This window comes from Cytobacillus sp. NCCP-133 (assembly GCF_026011715.1).
In the GTDB taxonomy this organism is placed as follows: Bacteria; Bacillota; Bacilli; order Bacillales; family Cytobacillaceae; genus Cytobacillus.
In genome coordinates, this window is the sequence record NZ_BRVM01000013.1 from 91,053 (window position 1) to 116,539 (window position 25,487).

Consider the following 25,487-nt stretch of genomic DNA (forward strand, 5'->3'; position numbering starts at 1 on the left):
ATCCCAGCTCACACTTAGCTTAAGACAATGCTTAATTCAGAAATTGAAACTGCGTGCTGCTTCCTGTTTGGCTGGCGGATACTTCCAGTCGGGCATCAATTCTTTCTTTGAGCTCAGGAACATGTGAGATAATACCGACGAGTCTTCCGCCCGATTGGATATCAATTAATGCCTCAATGGCCTGATCTAAGGATTCGGGATCAAGTGTTCCAAACCCTTCATCAATGAACATAGTTTCAAGAGAAACTCCACCTGCATACTGCTGTACAACTTCAGCAAGCCCAAGTGCAAGAGCAAGAGCAGCTTTAAAACTTTCTCCGCCTGATAATGTTTTAACATGTCTTTCCTGCCCAGTATATTGATCGAAAACAAGCAATTCTAGGCCGCTTTGTGCGTTTCCTTTTGACCGGTCAGTTTTTCTTAGCAGCTGATACCTTCCGCTCGTCATTTGAGTTAAGCGTCCGTTTGCTTCTCTTAAAATATCATCCAGAAATGCAGCAAGCACAAACCTTTCAAATGTAATCCTATAAGTATTCTGCCCCTTGGAGATTTCATATAAATGTCCAATGACTTTATAACGATCTTCAAGAGCTTTCATCTTATCATTTATTTCGATAATCCTATTGATTGTTTCTTCATTATGTTTCTTTTTCATATAAAGATTTGTGTATTGGTCCTGGAGCTGTTTCAATTCTTCATCTGTTTCCCTTAAATCCGAATGAAGATTTTCCATATGAGGTGTATCAGCGCCGTCGAGAAGCTGCGTGAGTTCCATGAAACGATCGTTTACTGACCGTACTTCTTCACGATATTTACGAACCTCTGCTTCAAGGCTTTTTATCTCTTTGTCTGATTTCTTGGCATTACGGTATTCTCCATATACCTCAAAGCCCTGGTCTTTCATTTGCTGAACAAAGTTTTGCCTTTCAACCGTAAGTTTTTCTTCTAGCCTAGCAGCCTGCTTTTCAAGTGTCTCAAGCTTTGCTTGTTCTGCCAAGTATGCAGCCTTTGTATCCTGATATTTTTGCTGTGCCATTTCCAAGTTCTTTTGCAATTGTTCCTGCTGTTCCATTGCTGCTTTTAAGCTGGCCTGGTAAGTCTTGATGGATCGAAGGCCTTCCGGTATGGCATCAGTCATCCTCATCCAGTTGCTGTTCTTTTCTGCATGGAGAATGGAGGCATCATTGAGTTGATCTTGAAGCTGATCTATGTCTGCAGCCAGGGATTCCTTCACCTTTTTGCATTTTTCAATTTCTGAAGTGCAAGCTTCCAGCCTGAAATTCTTTTTCTTTAACACCACCTGATGATTAGAAAGTTCCGTCCTCTTTGAAATCAATGTTTCCTTTAGTAACTCCAAGTTTCCTATTTCAAAATCAGGTAGGTGTTTTTGTATCCTTTTAAAGAGTTCATCTGAAGCATTTTCAAGAGATTTCATATGGGATTGAGCTTCATAAAATGATGATTCGGCTTTCGTTTTTTCTGCTTCAATTTCGGATGCCTGAAGTTTTGCTGACTTTAAATCACTTTCATCTGGAATATCGGCCTGCGATGTGGCAGGATTAGGATGATGATCAGATCCGCAAACAGGGCATGCTTCCCCATTCTGCAGCTTGCCAGCTAATATGGATGCTTGTCCATGCAGCCATTTTCGCTCCAATTCGTCAACGAGCAGTCTCGCATCTTCCAACCTTGATGAAGCTTGTTCAAAATAACTTTTCTCCTTATCAAGGGTTTCAAGAGCCTGCGTATTCTCTTTTTGCAGGTTTTCATACTTAATCAGCTTTTCTAGTTCTTCTGCCATTTTTTCAAGGTGGCGATCGTTCTCGATATATGTCAAATGGCTTTTTTCAATGTCTTGTTTTTCCTCTACTAGCCCCTGAAAATTTTGATCGGTATCTTTTAACGCTGCATCTTTTTGCTTTTTTTGCATACGGAGGGTTTCTAGCTTTTCTCGAAGAATACGGACCTGCTTTTCTACATCTGCATAGGAGTTTATATCTTCCTTCATGTTTTGCAGACGATTTACCTGTTCAGCAGCCTGTTTTCTTTCGCCTTCCCGATTCTTTTCGGTTTCCAATCTTTCTTCATTTTGCTTTAGAAGGCCGGCCAGGGATGCAAAGTTTTTCATTATTGCAGAAAGGTCTTCATTCGCTGCATCCAGATCATTTTTTAAGTCATGGCAAAGCTGTTCCTGCTGGTGAAGCAAAACAGCTTTCTGGGCAAGGGAAATAAGCTTTTCTTTACCATCATACTGTTCTTTTAACTCTTCCAGCCCGTTTTTTCTTTGCTTCAGTTCTTCTTTTGTATTCAGCTGCTTCATGATCGTTTCTGCTTCAAACAGCTTTTGCTGGAGTGCGTCCCTTTTTTCTTTTTGTTTCATGCCTGCAGCTGTTAATTGTTCGATCCCCTCAGCCATTTTCGTAATTTCTGCTTCCAATAAAGGGAGCAAAATTGAGTCATTTACACTTCCTGCTTCCAAATAACCCTTCAGTTCCTCATTATAAACAACTTGAGCATTCTGTAAGTGCTGATTACGAAGCTTAACCTGATCTTCAACTGTTTTTTTTAGCTCAGAAGCCTCTTCCTTAAGTTTTTCTTCAATCCTTTTGTAAATTTGAGTATGAAATAATCGCTGAAGAATAACTTCCTTGTCCTTGCTTTCAGAGGTAAGAAGCTTTCTGAACTCACCTTGAGGAATCATGAGAATTTGCCTGAATTGATTGCTGTCGATAATCATGATTTCTTTTATTTTTTCATCGACATCCCTGACATTAGATGCAAGCAGCTGACGGCTTCCATCATTACCGTACGTGTAGAGTTCCGCTTTGGCACTCACTGTTGTTGTACCATTGCCCCGTTCCTTTTTCTTTTCCTGCTGTGGGGACCTGGTGATATAGTAGGTTTTGTTCCTTAATGTAAATTCGAGGGAAACTTCAGTCAGTGTTTCATTTTTGGCAAACTGGCTTCTAAGTTCCGGCCCATTTCGGTCCTCGCCACTTGCTTTTCCGTATATGGCATAGCTGATTCCATCAAATATAGTAGTTTTTCCTGATCCGGTTTTTCCGGAAATAACAAACATCGTCCGGTTCCCAAGCTCTGTAAAATCAATGTGTTCACAATCTGCATAAGGGCCAAATGCCTGCATCTTTAATTTTAAAGGTCTCATTTCAGTGCCTCCTCCTTGAGCACATTTTCAATTACATCGGTCATAACAAGCTGTTTATCTTTTGTAAATTCTGAGGTTGTCATCTGCTCGTAAAACTGCTTGAAAAGCTCAAGCTCTGATTTTTTCTCCTCCTTTATAGATAAGAAGGAGTTTTTTTTCTTCATATCCGTAATAGAAATCTTCCGTTCAAGATGAAGGACGTTCGGATATATCTGCCGAAGCTTGTTTATTGGGTCAAGCAAGGCCCCTTCATCCAACAGTGTGATTTTAAGGTAGTCATCCAGATTTTGTTTTTCATAAAATGATGGATCCATCAGCTCATCAAGATGGCCCTCCACTTCTCTTAAATCCTTCTTAGGCGTAAGCGAGCGTGTACGAAGTTCAAATTCCCCGTTATCTTTCATTTCAATAATAGAAATGGACTTTTCCTGTTTCGCCTCGGAAAAAGAATACTTAAGCAGGGAGCCTGAATAGCGGATTTTGTCATGCTTGATTGCATCAGGACTATGTAAATGCCCAAGTGCAGTGTAAGAAAAAGGATCAAAGCAGCTGGAATGAACACACCCTGAGCCCCCCACGGATAGAGTCCTTTCCGAATCAGTTGTTGCCCCGCCCAGGACAAATGCATGACCAACAAATACGTTGGGTTCATTCGGTTTTAAGTATTCTTCTATCTTCCCAACAATAGCCTTCATGGCATCATCATGAGAATGAACACCGTCATCATCAAGCAATTGCCTGACCATTCCTGGCTCTGCATACGGCACCAGATAAAAATTAACACCATTGATATGTACAGGCTTGAAATCATTTACAAGTTTTCCTTTTAAATAGAAATGGCTTTGTCTGTACCACGAGCTGCCAAACGAAAGCCTTTCAGCGCTGTCATGATTTCCGCCAATTGCCACTACTGGCGTTTTTAGTTCTACATTTATTTTAAAAAGGATTTCATTTAACAATTCAACAGCATCTGTGGGAGGGACAGACCTGTCATATAAATCTCCTGCGATTACTACAGCATCCGGCTTCTCTTCTTCTACAACTTCAATGAATTGGTTTAAAAAATGGCGCTGGTCTTCTGTCATATAAACGCCATGAACCAGTTTTCCCAGATGCCAATCTGCCGTATGGATAAATTTCATCATAACCACCCTCTTTTTCTGACTCGTTCAATCTATGCAATGTTACCATTATAGCAAACCCAAAAATTTAGAGTTTCTGCAAAAAAAGGAAATCTTATTAACAGAACATTCGTTCTTATTATATCAGAAAGATTTGCCAGAACATAGTTATTAAGAAAAAATCTAAAAGAGCCTGACACCCAGGCTCTTTTAGATTTACTCTACAATTATTTTAACTTACCAGAGTGTAATCCCTCAGGTAGTTTATTTGAAGCATCTTTCAGATTTGGGAAGTTGATTAGGATGGCAATAATCCCGCAAATCCCTATCAATATTGGATAAATAGAGTATGCCATAATGCTCACCGGCGAAATCGCAGCAAGTCCGGAAGCAGCCAGCATTTGGCCTCCATAAGGTATAATCCCCTGAATAAAACAAGCAAAAATGTCCAGTATACTTGAAGATTTCCTTGGGTCTATATCATACTGATCCGCAATATTTTTTGCCAGGGGCCCTGCAATTATGATAGAAATGGTGTTGTTCGCAGTAGAAATATTCGTAAGTGAGACAAGCGATGCTATTCCAAACTCGGCTCCCCTGCGGGAGTTTATTTTGCTTGTCACTAAGTTCAGTAAATAGTCAATTCCCCCATTGAAGCGGATAATTTCCACCACACCGCCAATTAGGATTGCAATGATCGCAAGAGTTTGCATTCCTGCCATCCCCTCAGCAATCATCTGCAGGAATGTAACGATTGTATAGCTTCCATCAGCAATTCCAATTATCCCCGCGAGCAGAATACCGCCACTTAAAACTATAATTACATTCATTCCTAATAGCGCTGCCGCCAGTACACCTAAATACGGCACTACTTTTAGTAGGCTGAATTCCTGGCTCGTTACCGCACTTTCGTGTCCGGCTGTTAATAATCCAAGAATCAGGGCAGTAATCAATGCCGCAGGCAGTACAATTAAAAAATTCACACGGAATTTATCAGTCATTTTGGTCCCTTGAGTCCTGACAGCTGCAATGGTCGTATCGGAAATGACAGATAGATTGTCGCCAAACATGGCTCCGCCGATGACGGCAGCCATAGCCAACGCTATAGATATATCCGTTTCAGCTGAAAGAGCAACACCGATTGGCGCAAGTGCAACGACTGTACCAGTAGAAGTTCCCATAGAAAGGGAAATGAAGCACGCGATAACAAAAATCCCTACCATAAGCAAGTTTTGCGGAACAAAATTCAAGGCCAGGTTAACTGTCGAATCGACTGCTCCCATTCCCTTGGCTGTTCCTGAAAATGCACCAGCAAGAATAAAAATGATCGCCATCAAGATAATATTCGGGTTTCCTGCTCCTTTTGTAAAGATATCAACCTTTTCCATAAATGGTACCTTTCTATTCATCGATAGTGCAATACCCGCAGTTATTACTACAGCAACAATAATGGGAACTTTTTTGAAATCGCCTGTCGCAATTCCGCTGCCAATAAAAATCAAAAGAAATGCAATAAGCGGGAATAATGCCCAAGGATTTCCTTTACCTGCTTTTTTCATATTAATCCACTCTCCATAATTGGCTTTATCAACATAATAAAAAGACCTCTTCAAACAAGAAGAGATCTTAGCTATTTCACAGTCCCTTCTTATCTGCCAAGCATCAATGCTTGCTGGATTTGGCACAGCGCTCATATTGAGCCCGCTGCCGAGACATCCTTGGGCCAGTCCCTCCGTCTCTCTTGATAAGATACTTCTATTTAATTTTCATGTATTAACTCCTGCTTGAAAATTATACAGGAAAACCAATAAAGTTCAAGATTATTTTGTTTGGGATTTTTATTGAAAATAAACATATTTTTCCCTCCTATTGAAATACTAAGGAAAAAAGGAGTGGAACAATGTTCGATCGGAAGTCTGTTCGATTTTTGGTTGGAAGTACGTTTTTATCAAGTCTCTTCAGCATCTGCATCATCATTTTGACCATTATTCATCATTTGCGTATTCAGGAATCAATCCTTGATACGAGAAGAAGCCTGCAAAATTCAAACATGGAATAACGAGAGGAGTCTGCCAAACTTGGGCGGCTTTTTCATTTTACGGATTCATTCCCTGTCCAAATTAATGAAGATCCTGGGAATGTGGCTGAGTATGGCCTTCTTTAAGTTCCTGAAAAATATCTTCTGATTGCCGAGGGATAGGCTGCACGGGAGACTGCAAGATCATTCCGCCCATAAGCCGCTTGAAATCCCCAACTGTCAATGGCTTTGCATCATCCATTAGTTCATATCCCAATTGGCCGTTGGATTCGAGTGTTGCCATTTTCACATCCGATATTTTTGTAATTCCATTCGTTCTCAGTCTCATTTCCAATTGATCAGCTGTGAAGCGGAGCTTTTTCATATTAGCAGGCCGAAGCTTGCCATTTTCGATCACAATTTTGGATTTGCCTGTTATTAATTTTTCAATGAAATTAAACTTCACTTGCAAATATTCCATTAATATCAAGGATGCAATGAAAATGGCAGCTGCTACAATGGTTTTCCAAACACTTGTCTCTATGATGGGCTGAATAATTATGGAACCTATCGATATCATTACAACAGTTTGGGCGAGTGTCATTTGCGAAATAGATTTTCTTCCGGCAACACGCAAAAGCAAAACTCCAGCAAAAACTAATAGGATTGATTGCCAGGCAAAATTCATTTTGAAGCCACCTTCCTTGTTTTTTCATAGGATGTGGAAATGAAGGGGCAACTATGCAATTTAGGCAAAATAAAACAGCCCAGCTAAAAAGCCAGGCTGTCTTTGTATGGGTCAATCAATTATAGTTTAGTTACGTTAGCAGCTTGAGGACCGCGAGCGCCTTCAACAACTTCGAAAGAAACTTCTTGGCCTTCTTCTAAAGACTTGAAGCCTTCAGATTGGATAGCAGAGTAATGTACAAATACGTCGTTTCCGTCTTCACCTTCGATGAATCCGAAACCTTTTTCAGCATTGAACCATTTTACTTTACCGTTTTTCATGAAAAAAATCCTCCTATTGGCTTCAAAAAGCCATGTGTAAATTCACCTTATACACGCTTATAACTTTACGTTCATTACTCATCCAGACCATTTCCTAACGGTTGAAGAAGCAGCTAGCAAAATATAATACGATGCATAACGGCTGATTTAAATTTAGCACTATTAAATATGAATGTCAACTAATCATAATCATGTTTAAAGCGCTTAAACCATTAGCAGGACAGGCAATTTCTTATATGTAAAGATTAGATACTCGCCAAAGAAACCAGTTTCTTTTTGCAGGATGAAGACAAGCAAACAAACGTTATAGTAGAGCCATTCATATAATGGAGTATTACATTTAGGAGGTGACTCTTTTGAATTTACTTGATTTCCTGAGCCAGAATTACTATATGCTAGTACCTGCTTTATGGGTTATTGGCTATGGGCTAAAACAAACACCTTCTGTGCCTGATTGGTCGATCCTTTGGATCCTTGTCATCATTTCGGTTATAACCGGGAGCATCGCTTTCGGTTTTTCAGTAAGTGGTGTCATCAATGGCATTACAGCTGCAGGTGTGGCCGTACTCGGACATCAAATGATGAAACAAACGTTAGAAGGCGCTTCAGCAAGAAAGAAGAAATAGCCCTTTCAGTCCTCGAATAGAGGACTTCTTTTATAACTTTTTCTAAAGATTTGCTTAAAATATTTTAAAATTTTTTTATTAAGGAGATTATTGTCATCATGTATAAACAAAATCCGCCATCGTGGTTTGAAGGATGGATTGTGGTTTTCATTTTTCTCCTGTTTGGTTTGCCATTCTTGTACTTCGGCAAAAAATATAGCTATGAATCACATATGCAAAATATCGGACATATGCCATATCTTTTGAAAAAGCCACCTTGGTGGGTGGGTCACGAAAGCTTTCTTTTTCGTGTTAGGCGGATTTATTTGTCTTATGTGTATCCGGCTACTTGTTCAATGTAATCTCGTTTCCAGCGGATTAGTATAGCAGCATTTGAAAAAGTCCAACCCCTTGGGGATTGAACTTTTTTCATTTGATACATAATCATTATTTTAATCCTGATAAAACCTGATCTATGTTTTGCTCTGTCATTTCCTGTGCTTTTGAAAAGCTATATACATAACTTGATGACCAGTAATCGTACAACCTGGCCAAATCATTTCGGTCGTATACTTCATTGGCATAAGCACTGAAAAAATAAACAAGCAGGACGTTAACAACATCTGCAGGAAGCTGTTTCCTGTTTGTCAATGTCCCCAATGCAATTTTTTCAAGTCCTCTTATATTACCATCTGTTAAACGCTCTACCATTTCAAGCGGGGAAGCAGTTTCACAAAATTGCACAAAATCAGGGTCATTTAATAGATTATTCATAGGTCTCTCCCCTTTACTATCTTCTATTTATACACATTCGGAAGAGAACTATAAACCCTTTCAGGTATTTTGTATCGAAAATGATAAAAATAGCAATGATTTGTTATATAACTGTTACTTGATTTTTTGACACTCAGGTTACTTCAGCTGCGGAGAAAGCACCCTCGGAATAAAGTACTTGCCCTTATCCACTTGCCAACTTCACTGGCAAGAAAGGCTGCCAGGTTTGCTGCATCCTCTGGCTGGCCGATTCTGGAATGTGCTCTTCATTCAATTCTTTTATCCAGCCAGCTCCCTGGCTAGCTTTTTCGAAATTAAAATAGCCAGTATCTAGAATCTCTTTTAATTCCACTTCTGACCGAACGGTTTCAATTATCATTGCATCAGGATTCAATTTTTGCAAAATCGTTTTTAGTTCAGCTGCACTTTCATCATCCACTAAATCAATTTTGTTTAGCACCAGTACATTCGCAAATTCGATTTGATCAATTAATAGGTCAACTACTTCCCTGTTATCCCTTTCATCCGTTCCCTGTTTACGATCAAGCAAAGTTTCACCAAATGCAAAGTCATGCCAAAAGCGGTTTGCATCCACAACTGTAACCATTGTATCCAGCCGGCATCGATCAGAAAGATTAATCCCAATGCTTTCGTCGATATATGTGAAAGTTTGGGCAACTGGGATTGGTTCTGATATACCTGAGGATTCGATGAGGATATAGTCAATTTCTCCTTCCTTGACCAGTCTTTCTACTTCTATCATTAAGTCTTCTCTCAGAGTACAGCAGATACCGCTGTTTTGAAGCTCAACCAACTATTCATCCGTTCTTGAAAAACCCCCCTTTTTAACCATCGAAGCGTCAATATTCACTTCACTCATATCATTTACAATAACAGCTATTTTTTTGTCCCCTCGATTATGTAAAACGTGATTCAGCAATGTCGTCTTACCTGTGCCAAGGTAGCCGCTTAATACTGTTACAGGAATTTTTTTGTCCATGGATAAACACTCCTTCCAAATAAATAGTATTCATTACGATTTAGATATTGTGAAAAGTTATCTATACAGCGCTTTAACCCGCTTTTTTTGTTGCAGTATATTAAGATTTATCAAATCGTAATTATTATGATTTGAATGGTATTCGATATTCCAGCTGATTGCAAGTCCTATTCAAAAAATATTTTTCTGACTTTTTTCCTATCCTCTCAAAATGTTCATATTTCCATTTACAACTTCATAGAATTAATGTAAAGTTTAAAACGTAATCGTTACGATTTTTATTACAGGAGGAGTTTATAATCCAAATATTTAGAAGTCATCTAATTGATTTCACTGGCATTATTTTATTGGGGATTCTAGTTTATCTCATCTCTTTTAGTTCCGGACTGAACTTGCCTATTGGAATACCTGCCTCGATTCTAAATCTTAATGTTATTTTTATCAGCATTTTAATAGAAGCACTGCCTTTTGTATTGATTGGTGTTTTCATTGCAGGTTTTATTCAAATTTTTATTACGGAAGAACATATCCGCAGATGGATCCCGAAAAATAAAGCCGCAGCTGTTGTCATGGGCTGCACTGTTGGAGCTCTTTTTCCCGCGTGTGAATGCGGGATTGTTCCGATAATTCGCCGCCTCATATCAAAAGGTGTACCTGTTTATGCAGCCATTGGCTTTATGCTGACAGGCCCGCTTATTAATCCAATTGTGATTGTTTCTACATATATGGCTTTTGGGAATGATCTTAAAATGGCAGGTCTTAGAATGGGACTGGGATTTTTGATTGCTATAATAATAGCATTTATAGTGAGTATAATATTTAGATCAAATCATCTGAAGGATTCAGTTCAAGTCATTCATCACCACAGCTATGTAAAAAAGCGTTCCCTGATAGAGCAGATTTGGTCCATGCTTACTCATTCCATTGATGAGTTTTTTGATATGGCGAAATATTTAATTATTGGGGCTTTTTTAGCTTCTATTGTACAAGTCTTTATGCCTGCAAAAGCGTTTTTGCAAATTGCGGATGACCCTGTTATTTCTTTAGTAATTATGATGGGCTTTGCCTATATTCTTTCACTTTGTTCCGAAGCAGATGCCTTTATTGGTGCGTCTTTCAGCAGTATTTTTCCACGTCCCTCAATCCTGGGCTTCCTCATTTTTGGACCGATGATTGATTTTAAAAATTCCATTATGATGCTTAGTGTTTTTCGCCTGAAGTTCGTACTAGGAGTATTGGTATTGACCGCTTCAGTTGTATTTATTACAATCCTTCTTTTTCAAAATATCATTTAGGGGGTTTCAAATGGCATTTCATTTCCAGCAGGCCCTAAGGGCATTGATACTTCTAGCTTTTTGCGGATTGATTTTTTATTTGCACTATACAGGTGATATAACGAAATATATTAATCCAAAATACATCCCACTAAGCAAGTCTGCATCCATACTTTTTCTATTCTTGTTTTTTATTCAAATCACAAGAATATGGAGTTCTAAAAAAGAGGGGGAGTCCCACGGACAACACGCAGGCGGGGCCTGCTGCCATCATGTCGATGATCATGATTGCTCACACCATCATGATCACGGGGATACACCGTTTACAGTAAAAAAATTGTTTTCATACAGCATTATCATTTTTCCATTATTGACTGGCTTCTATCTACCCGCTGCAACACTTGATGCATCTATAGCCGATAAAAAGGGCGGATTAGCTGTACTTGGGAACAAAAATAATGTTAATTCAAACCAGGCCGATTCGACTAGCGTTGATGAGAATGATGATATGGAAGACTACTCTATTCGGGATTCTTTAGAGGATTTCGAGGATTCGGCTGAACAGGAACCTCCTCTATACGAAGAAGAACAGGAAGTTTCCAAGGAAGAATTTGAACACTTAAAGAAGGGGCTATATTCAAGCTCTGTCATTAAAATGGATGATTTTGTTTTTAGTTTGTATTACGAGGAAATAAGTAAAGATATAGAGAGATTTAAAGGACGCCAAATAGAATTTCAGGGATTTGTTTATAAGGAGGAAGGCCTTTCTTCTAACCAACTTGTAATTTCAAGGTTTTTAATTACCCATTGTGTGGCTGATGCCAGTATGATCGGATTTCTTTCAGAATTGGAGGAGGCACCGGAATTGTATGAAAATATGTGGGTTAAAGTAAAAGGCGTCATTGATACGGCAACCTATAATGGAACTGAAATGCCTCTTATTAAGATTACAGGTTGGGAAGAAATAGATGAGCCTTTTATTCCCTACTTGTACCCGATTAATGTAAGAATTCTATAAGAAAGAATGGGCTCCTCTGAGTCCCTTCTTGTAAAATATCACTATAGTTTAAATCGTGAAACCACCACATGAAGCTCATCAGCCAGTCTTGCAAGCGAATTAGGAAAGGAAGAGACCTCTTCCATTGCCCACGCCGGCTTGCCAACTTCTGCTCAACTAATTTAGTTGCGCTCAACTGCGCTCAACGTCCTCTCTTACGCCCATTAAAAAAGCCGCTATTCCGGTTCGCGGAATAACGGCAACTATGCAGACCAAAGATCCTTAGGGAGGAGATCTTCTATATTAGTGTATTAAATTTGAATGAAAATGTGTGGACAAACCTTTCCGCTTTTTTCTCATTTTTTTGCTCCTTAACGCCACACTCTTACAGGATTTTGGGTTTATACCATAATCTCAATGAACATTTCACTTATGATTTTAAATACAGCATTATTGTACAGAAATGGACGGCTGGCTTCCTTCTAATAAAGAGTTTCGCAAATTACAAGTGAATATCTCTAAATCTTCAAAACTCGAAATGTCTTTATCGAGTAATGGCAGCAGCAGCTTTCTTTTCTTAGAAAACAGATCATGGATGTCGTCTAAATAAATTTTTTCATTTATTCGCCGATTTTCCATGAATTGTCCGTCTGCTTCAACTGGAATAATTTTATTAACAACTAACGTATGAATATCGATCCCGTGATTATGCAGTGTATTGATGGCCTTTGTCGTTTCCAGGATCGGGAGCCGCTCGGCATTTAAGACAAATAAGAATTCTGTTTGGCCTTGATTAAGGAGATAATTCCTTACCTTCATAAATCTATTTTTTCGTTCCATTAACTTTTCATAGATGGGGTCTTCCACTGGATCACCATCATTCATCCATTCTGTGTAATTCTTGTTTATTTTTTTCCGTCTGTCTAATAGCCCGTCCATCCAGACGCCCATTAGCTCAGGAAGAGTCAGCAAGCGGATGGTATGTCCAGTTGGGGCTGTATCAAACACAATGCTGTCATACTGGTGCACAGTTTCCAGGATCAGCGATGTAATCCGGTCAAACAGCGCTGCCTCTTCTGCTCCAGGCGATGCTGCAGCAAGGTCAATCTGTCGATGTACTTCATCAAGCATCGTTGATTTGACAAGACCTTTAATATTTTCTTTTACACCATTTATGTAACGGGAAGTCTCCTTGCCGGAGTTTATCTCAAGCACATCCAGCCCCTTCTTGACCGATGTAATTTCTCCAGTCAACTCAATATGAAATAAATCTCCCGTATTATGTGCAGGATCAGTGGAAACAAGGAGGACGTCTTTGCCCTGTTTGGATAAAAGCAGGGCAAGGGCCGCAGACGTGGTGCTTTTTCCAACTCCCCCTTTGCCGCCGACAAAGTAAATCTTCTTGTTTAAAAAATCCATATCTCTATTCCCCTTTCTAACAGCAGCGGATTCCATCAAGCGGCGATTTTTCCATACCCATCCGCAAATGCCACTCGTGGAATCTCTCGATGATCACTGGATATAGTTCCAGGGTGTAGTAGAAAGCCGGGTTAGGAAGCCCGAGCATTTCAGAAAAACAGAGGAGCATGAACAAATCTTCTTCATCTCTGAATTCCCTGGCCAGTTCAGTCCTGTGGGGCTGTTTGAGAATTTCATCGTAAAGAGCTATAGCCCTTTTCAACTTTTCCATTATGCTCACGATGCTCCTCCTTTCACAATGACAATAGAGGCCGGGTCATCCCGGCCTCCATTACTTTACATGTCCTGTGTCAAAGTTGGTGTATGATCCTTATTAAATGCACTAATGGCCTCAACGATAATCCAGAAAACAAAGATGAGAATCATACCGCCAAGAATGAATAACAGCATATTCGCATCTGATTCACCATAGCCGGACCACTGGAACACGACTTGCTGAATCATAGCCCAGACTGTCATGAAGAATACGAACACCATCGGGATAAAAGTAACTAGATAGTTTCGTCCCTGGCGCTTCAGCCAGATGGAAATCAGCAATAAACTAATCCCAGCAAGCAGCTGGTTGCTTGTGCCAAACAGCGGCCATAATAAATATCCGCCTGAGCCGAAACCATTCGGGCCTTTTGGCAGCAGAACCAGCGCTGCACTGGAAGCCACAGCAATAGTTGTCGCTACATGGGTTTTTGTTAATGGCTTTAAATTGTATTCGCTTCCGATTTCAGCAATGATATAGCGCATCAAACGAACAGATGTATCAAGTGTTGTAGCTGCGAACGATACAACGATAACCGATACAATGGTGCTGGCAATATCAGCGGGTATCCAAACCCCGGTTGCTAATTGGGCAGCCCCTTGAATGAAGACGCCTAAACCGCCGGAACTTGCTGCAGAAAAGCTCGAGTATGTGGATATAAATTCGCCCTGAGAAGAGAAGAACGTAACAACCGCAATAATTGCAATTAAAGCAAGAACACCTTCTCCTACTGCGCCTAGATAACCGACAAATCGGGCATCTGTCTCTTTATCAAGCTGCTTGGAGGATGTTCCAGAAGAAACGAGGCCGTGGAAACCAGAAATAGCACCACAAGCAATTGTTATAAATAATAATGGAAACCATGAAATATCAGATGCAGCTGCATTTGTGGCCGGTGCTGTTACTTTCGGCTGCAGGAACACCAAACCAAGATAAAGAATGAGCAAACCCACAACAAGCTGGTGGGAATTAATATAATCGCGAGGCTGCAAAAGCTTCCATACCGGCAATGTCGATGCAATATAACAATACACCATTAAAACAATGATCCAGATGAAAAAAGCCATCGCCACACCATTTAACCCAAACATAACATTGTTTTCAGCACCCCCAAAATAACTGACCAAGTCAATTTGCAAGGCAGGTACACGGCTAGCCAAAACAGCTGTACCATACATGACTGCCAGTGCAATCAGAGAAGGAACCAGCATGCTTGCTTTCCGCTTATAAACGGCATATCCAATCCAGATGGCAAGCGGAATTTGGATGAAGACAGGCAGCACGCTTGCGGGAAACTTGACAAACAAATTGGAAATAACCCAGGCAAATACAGCGTTTACCATCAGTACAAGGACTAAAATAATGAATAAGAACAACATCTTCGCGCGCTTTCCAATTAGCCTATTAGTAATCGTACCAACCGATTGGCCTTTATTGCGCACCGATAATACCAAGGTGCCAAAATCATGGACACCGGCAGCAAACACTGTTCCTAAAATAACCCAAAGGAACGCAGGCAGCCACCCCCAATAAACCGCAATTGCCGGGCCGACAATCGGTGCAGCTCCTGCTACTGAGGTGAAATGATGCCCCCAAAGAATCTTTTTATTGGTCGGGACAAAATCGACTCCATCCTTAAATTGATGAGCAGGTGTTACATAGTTCGGATCAAGCCTGTAAATCTTTTCAGCCACCCATTTTGAATAAAAGCGATAGCCGATGGCAAAAACAGTCATTCCAATGACAGCCAGCCAAATTGAATTCATAGGTAAACCCTCCTTTTTAAGACCTGATATTACAATCTTATGATAAAAAAAAGATTTCTATTAGTCAATAAATTCTGAAATTTATATGTTTTGGTCTGTAAAAACCTTCCGAAAGGGCAAACCTAAATTAAAATGATGGGCCTATCATATCATGATAAAAAAATAGTAAATTTACAAAGATTATGCTGAAATATAATCGGATTTACAAATATGAGATACCTTCCACATAGCTATGGACTCTATCCAATGTCTTTAAATATAGGATTAAAAAGGACCTAACCTGGATTGATAAGGTTAGATCTATACTTATTATTTATTTACATGAAACCAATTCAAATTGAAGATTAACATCCCTTAAAGCCGCTTGAATAGCCTGGCCTGCTTTCCCCCGGTAATGGAGTTGAACCTTTTCAATAAGTTCTTCAACTCCATCACCTAGACAATAACCTCTCAAGAGCTGGCGGATATACTCCCTTCCATGCTCGGTTGCAAGCGTACAGGATGAATCGACGATCACCCCGTATTTAAAGTCCAATTCCAATGTAATGGTAATGGAATCATATAAATTCCTGGCTGCCATTCCTTGTGGAAGTTTGGCATGCCCTGCAATGAAATATGTGTTCATTATTTGAATCTCCTTTTTACTACTCTAATGAACAGGGTGGTTAGCCGACTTTTTAAGAGGGGCTTTTAAAAAAGGGGCTAAATGAAGCCAGTTAATTCATAATTAATGGACCGACACTTCTTCAAAAGGCCAAGCCGGCAATTGCTTTCGAAGCGGCTTATCCTCCCTGTAGCCCAGAGCGTATTCTCCTTGCATGATGGTATGGATTTCCCTGGTGCCTTCATATATGACTGGAGCTTTTGAGTTTCTTAAGAAACGTTCGACTGGATATTCATCTGAATATCCATATGCACCGTGAATTTGCACAGCATCATTGGCAGCTTCAAAAGCCGCATTGCATGAAATCCACTTAGCAAGGGAAGTTTCCTTTGTATTCCTTTTACCCTGGTTCTTTAGCCATCCTGCCTTAAAAACAAGCAATCTGGATATCTCTAAATTGGCACTCATATTAGCAATCATTTGCTGTACCAGTTGATGTTTCCCAATCTCTTTGCCAAAAGTTTTGCGTTCGTGGCAGTATTTTAAGCTTGCTTCCAGACTTGCTTGGATTAATCCGACAGCACCCGCTGCAACTGTAAATCTTCCGTTATCCAGCGCAGACATGGCAATCTTAAAGCCCTCCCCTTCTTCACCAAGTCTATTGGATACCGGCACTCTGACATCTGACAAAAATACCTCGCCGGTGTTTCCCGCGCGAATGCCCAGCTTGCCTTTAATTGCCTTTGATACCACTCCAGGAAAATTACGTTCAACTATAAAGGCAGTAATCCCCTTGTGGCCTACATCGTGTTCAGTTTTAGCAAAAATGAGAAAGTTATCTGCTGCATCACAAAGTGAAATCCAGGTTTTTGATCCATTTAAAATATAGGAGTCTCCATCCCTGATCGCTGTAGAATTCATGGCAGCAACATCTGATCCTGCATTAGGTTCAGTTAAGCCGAATGCCCCAATTTGTTTGCCCTGTGCTTGAGGCACTAAATATTTTTGTTTCTGTTCCTCTGAACCCCACTGCAGCAAAGTCATACTATTTAAACCGGTATGGACAGAAACCGCTGTACGGTATGCTGTATCTCCCCGCTCTAATTCTTCACATACAATAGCCAGTGTATTGTAGTCCATTCCTACACCGCCGTATTCCTCAGGGATACAAACTCCCATCAATTGAAGCTCGGCTAATTTCTTTAAAATAGAAGGTTCAAAATGGCCTTGGCGGTCCCACTCCTGAATATTGGGGATAATTTCCTTATCTACAAACTTTCTTACTAATTTCTTTACACTCTGCTGTTCTTCAGTTAATTCGAAATTCATCATATTAATTCCTCCTAAATAATTTTATTTTGTTTAAATTCCTTGATTTCGTCCGGCTGATACCCCATTTTTTCTAATACTGCTTCCGTGTGTTCGCCATAAAGAGGAGGATGATGTCTCATCTTCACTGGTGATTTGGATAGTTTTATCGGAGATCCTGTCAATTTTAGGTCTTTAATTAATGGATGATGCATTTCCACTACCATTTCTCTAGCTTTAATTTGTGGATCATCAAACATTTCTCTAACCGTATTTATTGGACCATTAGGAATCCCCGCTACATCCAAAATCTCTTTCCATTCTTTTTTTGTTTTTTTAGAGAGCAGCTCTTCACAAATCGGAATCAGCTTTGCCTTATTCTCCATTCTGTTCTCATTATGAACAAACTCATCTATTTCAGCTAAGTCTGGTCTGCCAAGAGCATCCGCAAATCGTTTAAACTGTTCATCATTCCCAACTGCTACAACCAGTTCTCCATCCATTGCAGAAAACACCTGGTAAGGAACAATATTTGGGTGCTGGTTTCCTAACCGGCCAGGTATCACTCCACTGCATAAATAATTGCTTGCGACATTAATTAATGAAGAAACCTGGCAATCCATTAACGAGATATCAATTTCTTGGCCTTCTCCTTTCTGAGTGCGATGGTGTAACGCTGACAAGATTCCTATACATGTATAGAGCCCAGTAAGTACATCTGCTATGGCTACACCTACCTTCATAGGACTTCCATCTGGTTCTCCTGTAATGCTCATAAGACCGCTCATCGCCTGAATAATATAGTCATAGCCTGGCAGGTCCTTATATGGCCCAGTTGAACCAAATCCGGTAATGGAAGCCAAAATCAGATTTGGATTCAACTCTTTTAAACTTTCATATCCCAAGCCCATTTTTTCCAGAGTTCCTGCTTTAAAGTTTTGGACTACAATATCACTTGATGAGACAAGCCTCCGAAAAATTTCTTTTCCCTCTTCTGTTTTTAGATTCAATGTGATGCTTTGCTTATTGCGGTTGGCACATAAGTAATAAGCACTTTCTCCATTTACAAAAGGTGGACCCCAACCGCGTGTTTCATCGCCTGTTTTATAATGTTCTATTTTTATAACTTCTGCCCCCAGATCGCCAAGAATCATTGAGCAAAAAGGGCCGGCCAATACACGGGAGACATCAATAATCCGAATCCCCTCTAGTGCACCGCTCATACTCTCACCTCTTTCGTCCATTTAAATAAACAAAAAAGAGCCAGCAAAACAGACAATGTCTTAAGGACATTGAACGCTTTACTGACTCTTATCCAAGGCTCGTCTCCCGGCAAGGAAGATCAAGTGAACAAAGCCAATTGTTAAAAATATTCTTTTTAACTAAAATTCAAGCCGTACATGCAGCAAGAAAATTGCTGTCATCGGTTTGTTGAAACAATTATATTATATTTAATTGAATATTTCAATAATTATTTTAAGTGTACCAGGCCTCCATACCAGTTGGCTTAACTGGCATAGGGGCCTGGTACCGATTAAATGGCTTTCTTAAACATTCCCTCATACTGTTTGGAGGTTCTAAGTTCAATGGTTAATACCCCTTTACCGAAATGGGTTTTTACCAGGAGGGGTACACCTGTTGTGTTTTCGAATCTGAAGTCTTTGCCTCCGTAGGAAACAGTTGCATCCCGCCCTTTGGGAACATAGCCTACGGTTACAGAATGATGGTGCTTTTCCACATAACTGACTCCAACTTTATCAACGGCATTGAATAAAGTCGAGGATGTCTGGCAGATTCCGCCGCCAATACCCATAACAAGCTTCCCATTAATCGCCTCTTCTGCTGGCTGATATCCATGGGCTTCGTCACTTGGCCCAACTGTTGTATTAAATGAAAAATGATCCCCGACACCAAGAATAATATTATTGATTGCTTCTGCAGAAAGCTCGATGTTTTTCGTTCTGCCTGCCACTCCACTATTGAAATGGGTCGTATAAGATGCAACTACAACCTCATCCAGCCCTGGGAGATCTTCAGGATTATATCCACTTTCTGTTACATAAAGCGGTAGTCCCACATCTCCACCGCTTACAGAGGATTCAAGGATTTTCTCAACTAATTCACTTTCTTCCAGAATGATCTCAGGCTGACCCTTTATGACCCTTCCGTCTGGCCCTATTTTATCCAGAATCATCCTTTGATCGTAGCCTTGCTTTTTATCCGTACCCCTAGCAGTTTCTCTCGCCCACTTCTCAAGCACTGCCTTATATTTCTCATCTCCTGATCCAAATCCCATCTCAGCTGGTTTAAAGGCTTTAAGAATCGCTTTTGTATTTGGGTCGATTACATTTACAACAACTGGCTTTGCTTCTTTCTCCTTTTTCTCTTCTTTAGCTTGCTCTTCTAACTTAGCTTCTTTCCTGGCTTTTTCTTCTTCCTTTGCATTCTCTTCAGCTGTCTTTTCCTCTGTTTTTTTATCAGCTGAAGTTTCTTCCGCACACCCAGCTAACGCTATTAAACTGCCAATCAACAATAGTGAAATTCCCCATTTTCGCTTACTCATTTCTCCCCCAGCTTTTCTTTATATTCTTCCTATATCTCTTTTTAGGAAGTTGTTTCCATTTTCTTATTGTATTCAAGGCAGGGAAAAGGTATTCCTTCATAACAGCTGCTCAGTTTGTACCTTTTTTCCTAAATTTAAAAGCGCCTGCATTTAAGCAGACACTTTTATTATAATCCTCCACAGCCAGATGAATTTTCCTGCTGACTTTCAGTATGGCTGGCTTCGTCTTTTGACACAGACTCCAACCCGTACCCTGTTGAACTGATTTCCAGAATTCCTTCAGCTGGCTCACTTTTGAACTCTACACCCTTGGTATCCAGATTGTATTTATCATTATCCCTTTTCATAAACAACCTCCAAAATTTCTTTTCCTAACCTTTCATTCCTTGAAGCCATTCCTGGTAGCAATCTTTACAAAGAACTTCTTCCCTTTCATTTTTAGCTACATCAAACGTAATCATATGCATTTGGTTTCCTTCAATTTCATCCGTGCAATAAAAACATTTTTCGCCCATCATGTACCCCCCCTTGTTGAAATTGTTTTTATTTTGAGGCGCCGGATGCCTTTTTATACGCAAAAAAGTACCAGGCACCTATACCAAGTTGGCTTAAGTGGTATAGGTACCTGGTACCCGTTAGCTGCTTTTTTCCCTTCTATCAGTTTGGTCCTCGTATTTTATGACCCGGGCGATTTCTTCATTCATATGTTTATCGGAGTATTCAGTTCCGTATTTTGACATTGAGATCTTATAAAAAACAATTCCAAGGATAACCCAGGCAAATACGATTACCCATTCATATGGCCAAATAAGCGCTGAAGGCATGCCTGGCATATAAAGAATACTTACGCCCAATGACATAATAGCCGCGATCCATCCAATGGATGAACCTCCTTGAAGACGAAATGGCCGATGCATATCAGGAGCTTTTTTACGTAAAATCACAAAAGAAAGGGCTACCATAAACCATGCTACAACTAACCCAAGCCCGCCTGCATCTACTAACCAAACTAACGCAGGTCTTCCCAGCAAAGGAGCAGCTGTTGATAATACAGCAATTAATAAAATAGCTTTATGAGGGGTATTATATTTTGGGTGGAGTTCACCTAAAGATTTCGGCAGCATGCCTGCCCGTGCAAGCGCATAAATGGCTCTGCTTCCGCCAACATAAAATCCAATCCAGCTTGTTAAAATCCCGCCAATCCCTCCAAGGACAAGTATATTGCCCATCATTTGACTATTGAATGCTTTTGCCATTGCATCAGCTGTTACAAGATTGGATTCAGCAATTTCAGAAGGACTTAACACCCTGGAAACACCGAAAATTACTGCAATATACCAAACGATTGCAAGAATGACGGACACGATTAACAATTTCCCAATTTGTTTTTGTGGAAGCTTTATCTCTTCTGCTGCCTGTGGGATCACATCAAACCCAACAAACATAAAAGGAGTCATAATGACAACTGTTAAAATACCCGCCATTCCTTTTTCAAATAAAGGTTGCATATTTTGCCCGTTTCCTAAGAAAGAGCTGCCTGATATTAGTAATACACCTGCTATAAGAATTAATAATGTCAATATAAACATAGCTGCAGTTGAAAACTTGATTCCCCGATAATTAATCCACGCAATGAAAATTGAACCTATAATACCTACACCTGCCCATGTAAGTGTTACATCCCAATCTGCTATTGTGTATAAGTAGCCTTTACTATAATCAGGAATTAAATACTCAAATACAGTCGGCAAAGCCACAGCTTCAAATGCTACTACAGAAACATAGCCTAAAATGATCGCCCATGTTGTGATAAAACTGGCAACCCTCCCCATGGCTTTAAAACTATATACATGTTCCCCTCCTGCCAAGGGAAGAGCCGATGCCAATTCTGCATATGTTAGTCCAACAAAAGTAACAAGCAAGCCACCTATAACAAAGGCAAGAATGGCACCAAGCGAGCCTGCTTCCGTAATCCATATGCCCGCTGTAACCACCCAGCCCCAGCCAATCATTGCCCCAAAAGCAAGAGAAAGGACATCCCGATTCCCAAGTGTTTTTATAAATCTGCTTTCACTCATTCATTTACCTCCACTCATTTTTAGGTGAAAAAAGTTTGAAAGTAAGTACGATAAATCCAAATATAATAAATGTTCTGATATTAATGCTGAATACAGTGCCTATTCAGATGAATAGGCACTAGATTCTTTGTATGAAAACCCTTATACACTCTGTAATTTTAAACTTTTTTCAACAACTTGAATCGCGTCTGAAAAGATTGATATCACTTTTTCAATTTCTTCTTTCGAAATGATAAGCGGTGGTGATAGTGCAATTATGTTTGTTCCCCCAAACGTAACAGATCGCACTATCAGTCCTCGAGAAAGACATTCTTCAACTAGCTTCTGTGCAGCCATTTTCTCCGGTGCAAAAGGAGTCTCCTGCTCTCTATCCTCAAATAATTCAAAAGCCCCAATCAAACCTCTTGCCCGGGATTTTGACACAGATTTATGCTTTTCTGTCAAATATTCAAATCCTTTAATTAGTTCTTTCTCCATCTTGCTTGCATGAGCTGGCAGATTTTCCTTTTCAATAATTTCGATATTTCTCAATGCAACTGCACAGGCAGTCGGATGGCCGCTATAAGTGAACCCATGGAAGAAAACATCATCTGATACTTCTGCGAGGCTGTCTCTTAATCGTTCAGTAATGGCAACCGCACCCAAAGGAATATAACCACTTGTAATTCCCTTTGCCATACACATGACATCAGGTACCACATTCCAATGGTCTACACCGAACATTTTTCCTGTTCGTCCAAAACCACAGATAACTTCATCAGCTATCATTAAGATTCCGTATTCATCACAAAGTTCACGAACAGCTTCTAAATAACCATTCGGAGGAATTATAACTCCCCCTGCCCCCTGTATCGGTTCAACGATTACAGCAGCAATCTTTTCCGGACCTTCATTTTCGATAATCCCTCTTATGCTTTTTGAATAATCCGGATCATTCTTATCTCCTAATTCACAATTCGTTTTGTGAGCTGCCGCATGTAGAAAATCAGGCGCTAGTGAGGTTGTCATATTCTGAAATTGCTGAATTCCAGTTGCACTTGTTGCCCCCATAGTAATTCCATGATAGGCACGCTCTAATCCGATAATCTTCTTTTTTTCCGGCTCACCCTTCAGCTTCCAATAATGTCTTATTAGCTTAAATGCGGTATCATTTGATTCGGATCCGCCGGAAGTAAAGAAAAACACATTCAAGTCCCCAGGTGTTAGGCTTGCCAGCTTCTCAGACAGCTGAATAACCGTATCGTGTGAAAAATTATTGAAAGATGAACTATATGCAAGTTTGCCCATCTGCTGGCTGGCAGCCTCGCCAAGTTCTTTCCTTCCATGCCCTACATTTACATTCCACAAGGATGCCAGCGCATCAATATAGCGATCTCCATTTACATCTGTTAAATAAACCCCCTTCCCCTCAGTAAAAATTCGTTTAGGGCCGCTTTCCTGGTGTTGTCTCAATGAAGATGTTGGGTGCAAATAATGCTTTTTATCCAACTCTTGGAGTTTCTGGATTTGATCTTTATTAAACGTGGACATAAAGATTACCTCCTTATAATAGATGATTAAGATAAAAGTCCTTAAAAAAGTATTCTGCAAGTTCTATGCCAGAAAAATAGATATTTATTAGATGAAGAATAAATGATGCCTTAATTCAATTTTGATGATTTCATGCATTACAAATAATGCACCACCGCATTATTATATTTATCATTCTAAATATTACGAATTGTTGCTGTCTGCTTATTATGCTATTATTTCATTATCAATTATTAGAATTTCAATTGTAAAAATGGAGGTGAATAGATGGAAGCAAGCGAGATTACACTTTACAAGGCTTTAAATCATGAATTAGAAACGATCATTAATACCTGTTTTGACGAAATTTTCGTGACTGATGGCAACGGAAAAGTACTGCGGGTCAATCCGGCAGGTGAAGTATTTTATGGCATGAAAGCAAATGAATTAGTAGGAAAAAACACTGAAGATCTTGCCAGAAAGGGACTGTTTTCCCCTTCACTATTTCCTATCGTAAAAGAAAGGAAAGAACGGGTATCCATGATTCAAAGAACAAGAACTGGCCATACAATCCATTGTATTGGCAACCCATCCCTTGATTCTGAAGGAAATATTGAATTCATTATCTTTACTTCCAGAGACCTCACTGAAATCAGACAGCTTCGTGATAAGATCGAGCGGACCGAACATGTATTAGAGAGTTTCCAAGAAGAAATCGAAGAACTGCGGAGATTTCAAAATAAAGACCAGGAGGATTTTATCTCTTTTTCACCCAATATGCGTAAAATAGTGAACATGGTAGAAAAAATTGCAAAGGTAGATTCCACTGTTCTTGTAACAGGAAAATCTGGTGTTGGAAAAGGTGTCATCGTATCTTTAATACATAAAAAAAGCAATAGAAGCAGACAGCCCTTTATTCATGTTAATTGTGGGGCAATACCCGAATCTCTCATTGAATCCGAACTTTTTGGATACGAGCCCTTCGCTTTTACAGGTGCAAATAAAGATGGGAAAAAGGGATTATTTGAAGAGGCTGATGGGGGTACTTTATTTTTGGACGAGATTGGCGAAATGCCGCTTAACCTTCAAGTTAAACTTTTGAAAGCTCTGCAAGAAAATGTAATTCAGCGGCTCGGAGGTTCCAAACCAATACATATCAATACAAGAATTATAGCTGCAACTAATAAGAACTTAGAATCAATGGTGGAGGAAGGTGCATTTAGAGAAGATTTATACTACAGATTGAATGTCATACCCATTTACATTCCCCCATTAAGAACGAGGCAAGAGGATATTTCCTATTTAATGGATCATTTCTTAGACAAATTTAATAAAAAATACGGCTCTTCTACCTATCTTTCTTTGGAAGCAGAGAATCAATTAATTAACTACAGTTGGCCAGGAAATGTAAGAGAATTGGAAAACTTGATGGAACGCCTGGTAGTTACCTCTGATAAGAATGAAATCCAAATGATAGACTTGCCACAAAAAATCATAAACTCCAGAAATGACTGCTCTCAATATCTTGTACAGATCAATGACATTTGCCCATTAAAACAAGCACAAGAAGAATTGGAAGAACAATTAATCATTAAGGCATATAAGAAATATAAAAGCTCCTATAAAGTTAGTGAGGCACTGGGAATAAATCAATCTACTGCTTTCAGAAAGATTCAAAAGTATATTAAGGATTAATGAGGTACGCGTTAGATATAAAAAAATCTCCCCTGGCGGGTCTGCGTAAAATCTTGTGTAAGTAATATTCGACAATCTTCTCAAGGCAAGAAATAATAGGTCTGAAAAAATATAAGCTGGCAATACTATAATTGCCTTTTACCATAAAACAGGATAGGGCAATGCAGAAGTGCAACCCGAGCGGCTTTATGGCTTTTACACTAAAACGGACGGATTATACTGTCCGTTTTTTTATGTCCGTTTTAGGGAAAACAAAAGCGATAAACTTCA

At 39.7% G+C, this 25,487-nt stretch carries 22 protein-coding genes, 1 pseudogene and 1 riboswitch; of the genes and pseudogenes, 5 read left to right on the plus strand and 18 right to left on the minus strand.

From position 1 onward, the window contains the following. Positions 1 to 31 precede the first annotated feature (31 nt). The 3 genes from NCCP133_RS15285 to NCCP133_RS15295 all read right to left on the minus strand — a co-directional run bounded on the left by NCCP133_RS15285 (position 32) and on the right by NCCP133_RS15295 (position 5,846). Positions 32 to 3,166 (minus strand): AAA family ATPase, encoded by a 3,135-nt coding sequence (locus NCCP133_RS15285; RefSeq protein ID WP_264805928.1) that lies wholly within the window; start codon positions 3,164 to 3,166, stop codon positions 32 to 34. Then, positions 3,163 to 4,308, minus strand: coding sequence for an exonuclease SbcCD subunit D (locus tag NCCP133_RS15290; RefSeq protein ID WP_264805953.1), 1,146 nt, complete (start codon positions 4,306 to 4,308; stop codon positions 3,163 to 3,165). The genes NCCP133_RS15285 and NCCP133_RS15290 overlap by 4 nt, the downstream gene beginning before the upstream one ends. A 206-nt stretch (positions 4,309 to 4,514) precedes the next feature. Beyond that, on the minus strand, positions 4,515 to 5,846 hold the full coding sequence (locus NCCP133_RS15295; RefSeq protein ID WP_264805929.1) for a Na+/H+ antiporter NhaC family protein: 1,332 nt from the start codon (positions 5,844 to 5,846) through the stop codon (positions 4,515 to 4,517). 86 nt (positions 5,847 to 5,932) lie between these two features. After that, a riboswitch (SAM riboswitch) is annotated at positions 5,933 to 6,038 on the minus strand. A 149-nt stretch (positions 6,039 to 6,187) separates the two neighbouring features. On the opposite strand from NCCP133_RS15295, the gene NCCP133_RS15300 reads away from it, so the two are divergent. Beyond that, a complete protein-coding gene (locus NCCP133_RS15300; protein WP_264805930.1) occupies positions 6,188 to 6,346 on the plus strand; it encodes a hypothetical protein in 159 nt (52 codons plus the stop codon). A 61-nt stretch (positions 6,347 to 6,407) separates the two neighbouring features. On the opposite strand, the gene NCCP133_RS15305 is transcribed toward NCCP133_RS15300, so the two are convergent. Continuing rightward, positions 6,408 to 6,992, minus strand: coding sequence for a DUF421 domain-containing protein (locus NCCP133_RS15305; protein WP_264805931.1), 585 nt, complete (start codon positions 6,990 to 6,992; stop codon positions 6,408 to 6,410). Between the two features lie 119 nt (positions 6,993 to 7,111). Further along, a complete protein-coding gene (locus NCCP133_RS15310) occupies positions 7,112 to 7,312 on the minus strand; it encodes a cold-shock protein (protein WP_009334826.1) in 201 nt (66 codons plus the stop codon). Positions 7,313 to 7,659: 347 nt separating this feature from the next. Between NCCP133_RS15310 and NCCP133_RS15315 the strand changes: the two genes are divergently transcribed. Beyond that, a complete protein-coding gene (locus NCCP133_RS15315) occupies positions 7,660 to 7,938 on the plus strand; it encodes a phage holin family protein (protein ID WP_442874277.1) in 279 nt (92 codons plus the stop codon). Positions 7,939 to 8,364: 426 nt separating this feature from the next. On the opposite strand, the gene NCCP133_RS15320 is transcribed toward NCCP133_RS15315, so the two are convergent. Further along, the gene (locus NCCP133_RS15320; protein ID WP_264805935.1) at positions 8,365 to 8,691 is read right to left on the minus strand and encodes a hypothetical protein; all 327 of its coding nucleotides are present in this window, start codon (positions 8,689 to 8,691) and stop codon (positions 8,365 to 8,367) included. A gap of 247 nt (positions 8,692 to 8,938) precedes the next feature. Next, positions 8,939 to 9,691: pseudogene (locus NCCP133_RS15325) on the minus strand (CobW family GTP-binding protein); the annotation flags it as partial. 296 nt (positions 9,692 to 9,987) lie between these two features. Here NCCP133_RS15325 and NCCP133_RS15330 point away from each other — a divergent pair. Further along, positions 9,988 to 10,986: a permease gene (locus NCCP133_RS15330; protein WP_264805954.1), complete on the plus strand. Its 999-nt coding sequence runs from the start codon at positions 9,988 to 9,990 to the stop codon at positions 10,984 to 10,986. 10 nt (positions 10,987 to 10,996) lie between these two features. Next, positions 10,997 to 11,983, plus strand: a complete 987-nt coding sequence (locus tag NCCP133_RS15335; RefSeq protein ID WP_264805936.1) for a TIGR03943 family putative permease subunit — start codon at positions 10,997 to 10,999, stop codon at positions 11,981 to 11,983. Positions 11,984 to 12,412: 429 nt separating this feature from the next. Here the strand turns inward: NCCP133_RS15335 and NCCP133_RS15340 are convergent, their stop codons facing one another. From NCCP133_RS15340 to NCCP133_RS15390, 11 genes are all read right to left on the minus strand, one after another. Further along, positions 12,413 to 13,381, minus strand: a complete 969-nt coding sequence (locus NCCP133_RS15340) for an ArsA family ATPase (RefSeq protein ID WP_264805938.1) — start codon at positions 13,379 to 13,381, stop codon at positions 12,413 to 12,415. Between the two features lie 16 nt (positions 13,382 to 13,397). Then, complete coding sequence (locus tag NCCP133_RS15345) at positions 13,398 to 13,652, minus strand: cory-CC-star protein (RefSeq protein WP_264805955.1); 255 nt, start codon at positions 13,650 to 13,652, stop codon at positions 13,398 to 13,400. A 65-nt stretch (positions 13,653 to 13,717) separates the two neighbouring features. Beyond that, the gene (locus NCCP133_RS15350) at positions 13,718 to 15,460 is read right to left on the minus strand and encodes a carbon starvation CstA family protein (RefSeq protein ID WP_264805940.1); all 1,743 of its coding nucleotides are present in this window, start codon (positions 15,458 to 15,460) and stop codon (positions 13,718 to 13,720) included. Between the two features lie 313 nt (positions 15,461 to 15,773). Continuing rightward, positions 15,774 to 16,085, minus strand: coding sequence for a DUF3870 domain-containing protein (locus tag NCCP133_RS15355; RefSeq protein ID WP_264805941.1), 312 nt, complete (start codon positions 16,083 to 16,085; stop codon positions 15,774 to 15,776). Between the two features lie 102 nt (positions 16,086 to 16,187). Further along, positions 16,188 to 17,393, minus strand: coding sequence for an acyl-CoA dehydrogenase family protein (locus NCCP133_RS15360; RefSeq protein ID WP_264805956.1), 1,206 nt, complete (start codon positions 17,391 to 17,393; stop codon positions 16,188 to 16,190). A 14-nt stretch (positions 17,394 to 17,407) separates the two neighbouring features. Further along, positions 17,408 to 18,595, minus strand: a complete 1,188-nt coding sequence (locus tag NCCP133_RS15365) for a CaiB/BaiF CoA transferase family protein (protein ID WP_264805942.1) — start codon at positions 18,593 to 18,595, stop codon at positions 17,408 to 17,410. A 311-nt stretch (positions 18,596 to 18,906) separates the two neighbouring features. Beyond that, the gene (locus tag NCCP133_RS15370; protein WP_264805943.1) at positions 18,907 to 19,935 is read right to left on the minus strand and encodes a VanW family protein; all 1,029 of its coding nucleotides are present in this window, start codon (positions 19,933 to 19,935) and stop codon (positions 18,907 to 18,909) included. Between the two features lie 167 nt (positions 19,936 to 20,102). Then, the gene (locus NCCP133_RS15375; RefSeq protein WP_264805944.1) at positions 20,103 to 20,282 is read right to left on the minus strand and encodes a hypothetical protein; all 180 of its coding nucleotides are present in this window, start codon (positions 20,280 to 20,282) and stop codon (positions 20,103 to 20,105) included. Positions 20,283 to 20,306: 24 nt separating this feature from the next. Continuing rightward, the gene (locus NCCP133_RS15380; RefSeq protein WP_264805957.1) at positions 20,307 to 20,453 is read right to left on the minus strand and encodes a hypothetical protein; all 147 of its coding nucleotides are present in this window, start codon (positions 20,451 to 20,453) and stop codon (positions 20,307 to 20,309) included. Between the two features lie 117 nt (positions 20,454 to 20,570). Next, positions 20,571 to 22,013: an APC family permease gene (locus NCCP133_RS15385; RefSeq protein WP_264805945.1), complete on the minus strand. Its 1,443-nt coding sequence runs from the start codon at positions 22,011 to 22,013 to the stop codon at positions 20,571 to 20,573. A gap of 141 nt (positions 22,014 to 22,154) precedes the next feature. Further along, positions 22,155 to 23,543 (minus strand): aminotransferase family protein, encoded by a 1,389-nt coding sequence (locus NCCP133_RS15390; RefSeq protein ID WP_264805946.1) that lies wholly within the window; start codon positions 23,541 to 23,543, stop codon positions 22,155 to 22,157. 267 nt (positions 23,544 to 23,810) lie between these two features. On the opposite strand from NCCP133_RS15390, the gene NCCP133_RS15395 reads away from it, so the two are divergent. Then, the gene (locus NCCP133_RS15395; RefSeq protein WP_264805947.1) at positions 23,811 to 25,217 is read left to right on the plus strand and encodes a sigma-54 interaction domain-containing protein; all 1,407 of its coding nucleotides are present in this window, start codon (positions 23,811 to 23,813) and stop codon (positions 25,215 to 25,217) included. Positions 25,218 to 25,487 lie beyond the last annotated feature (270 nt).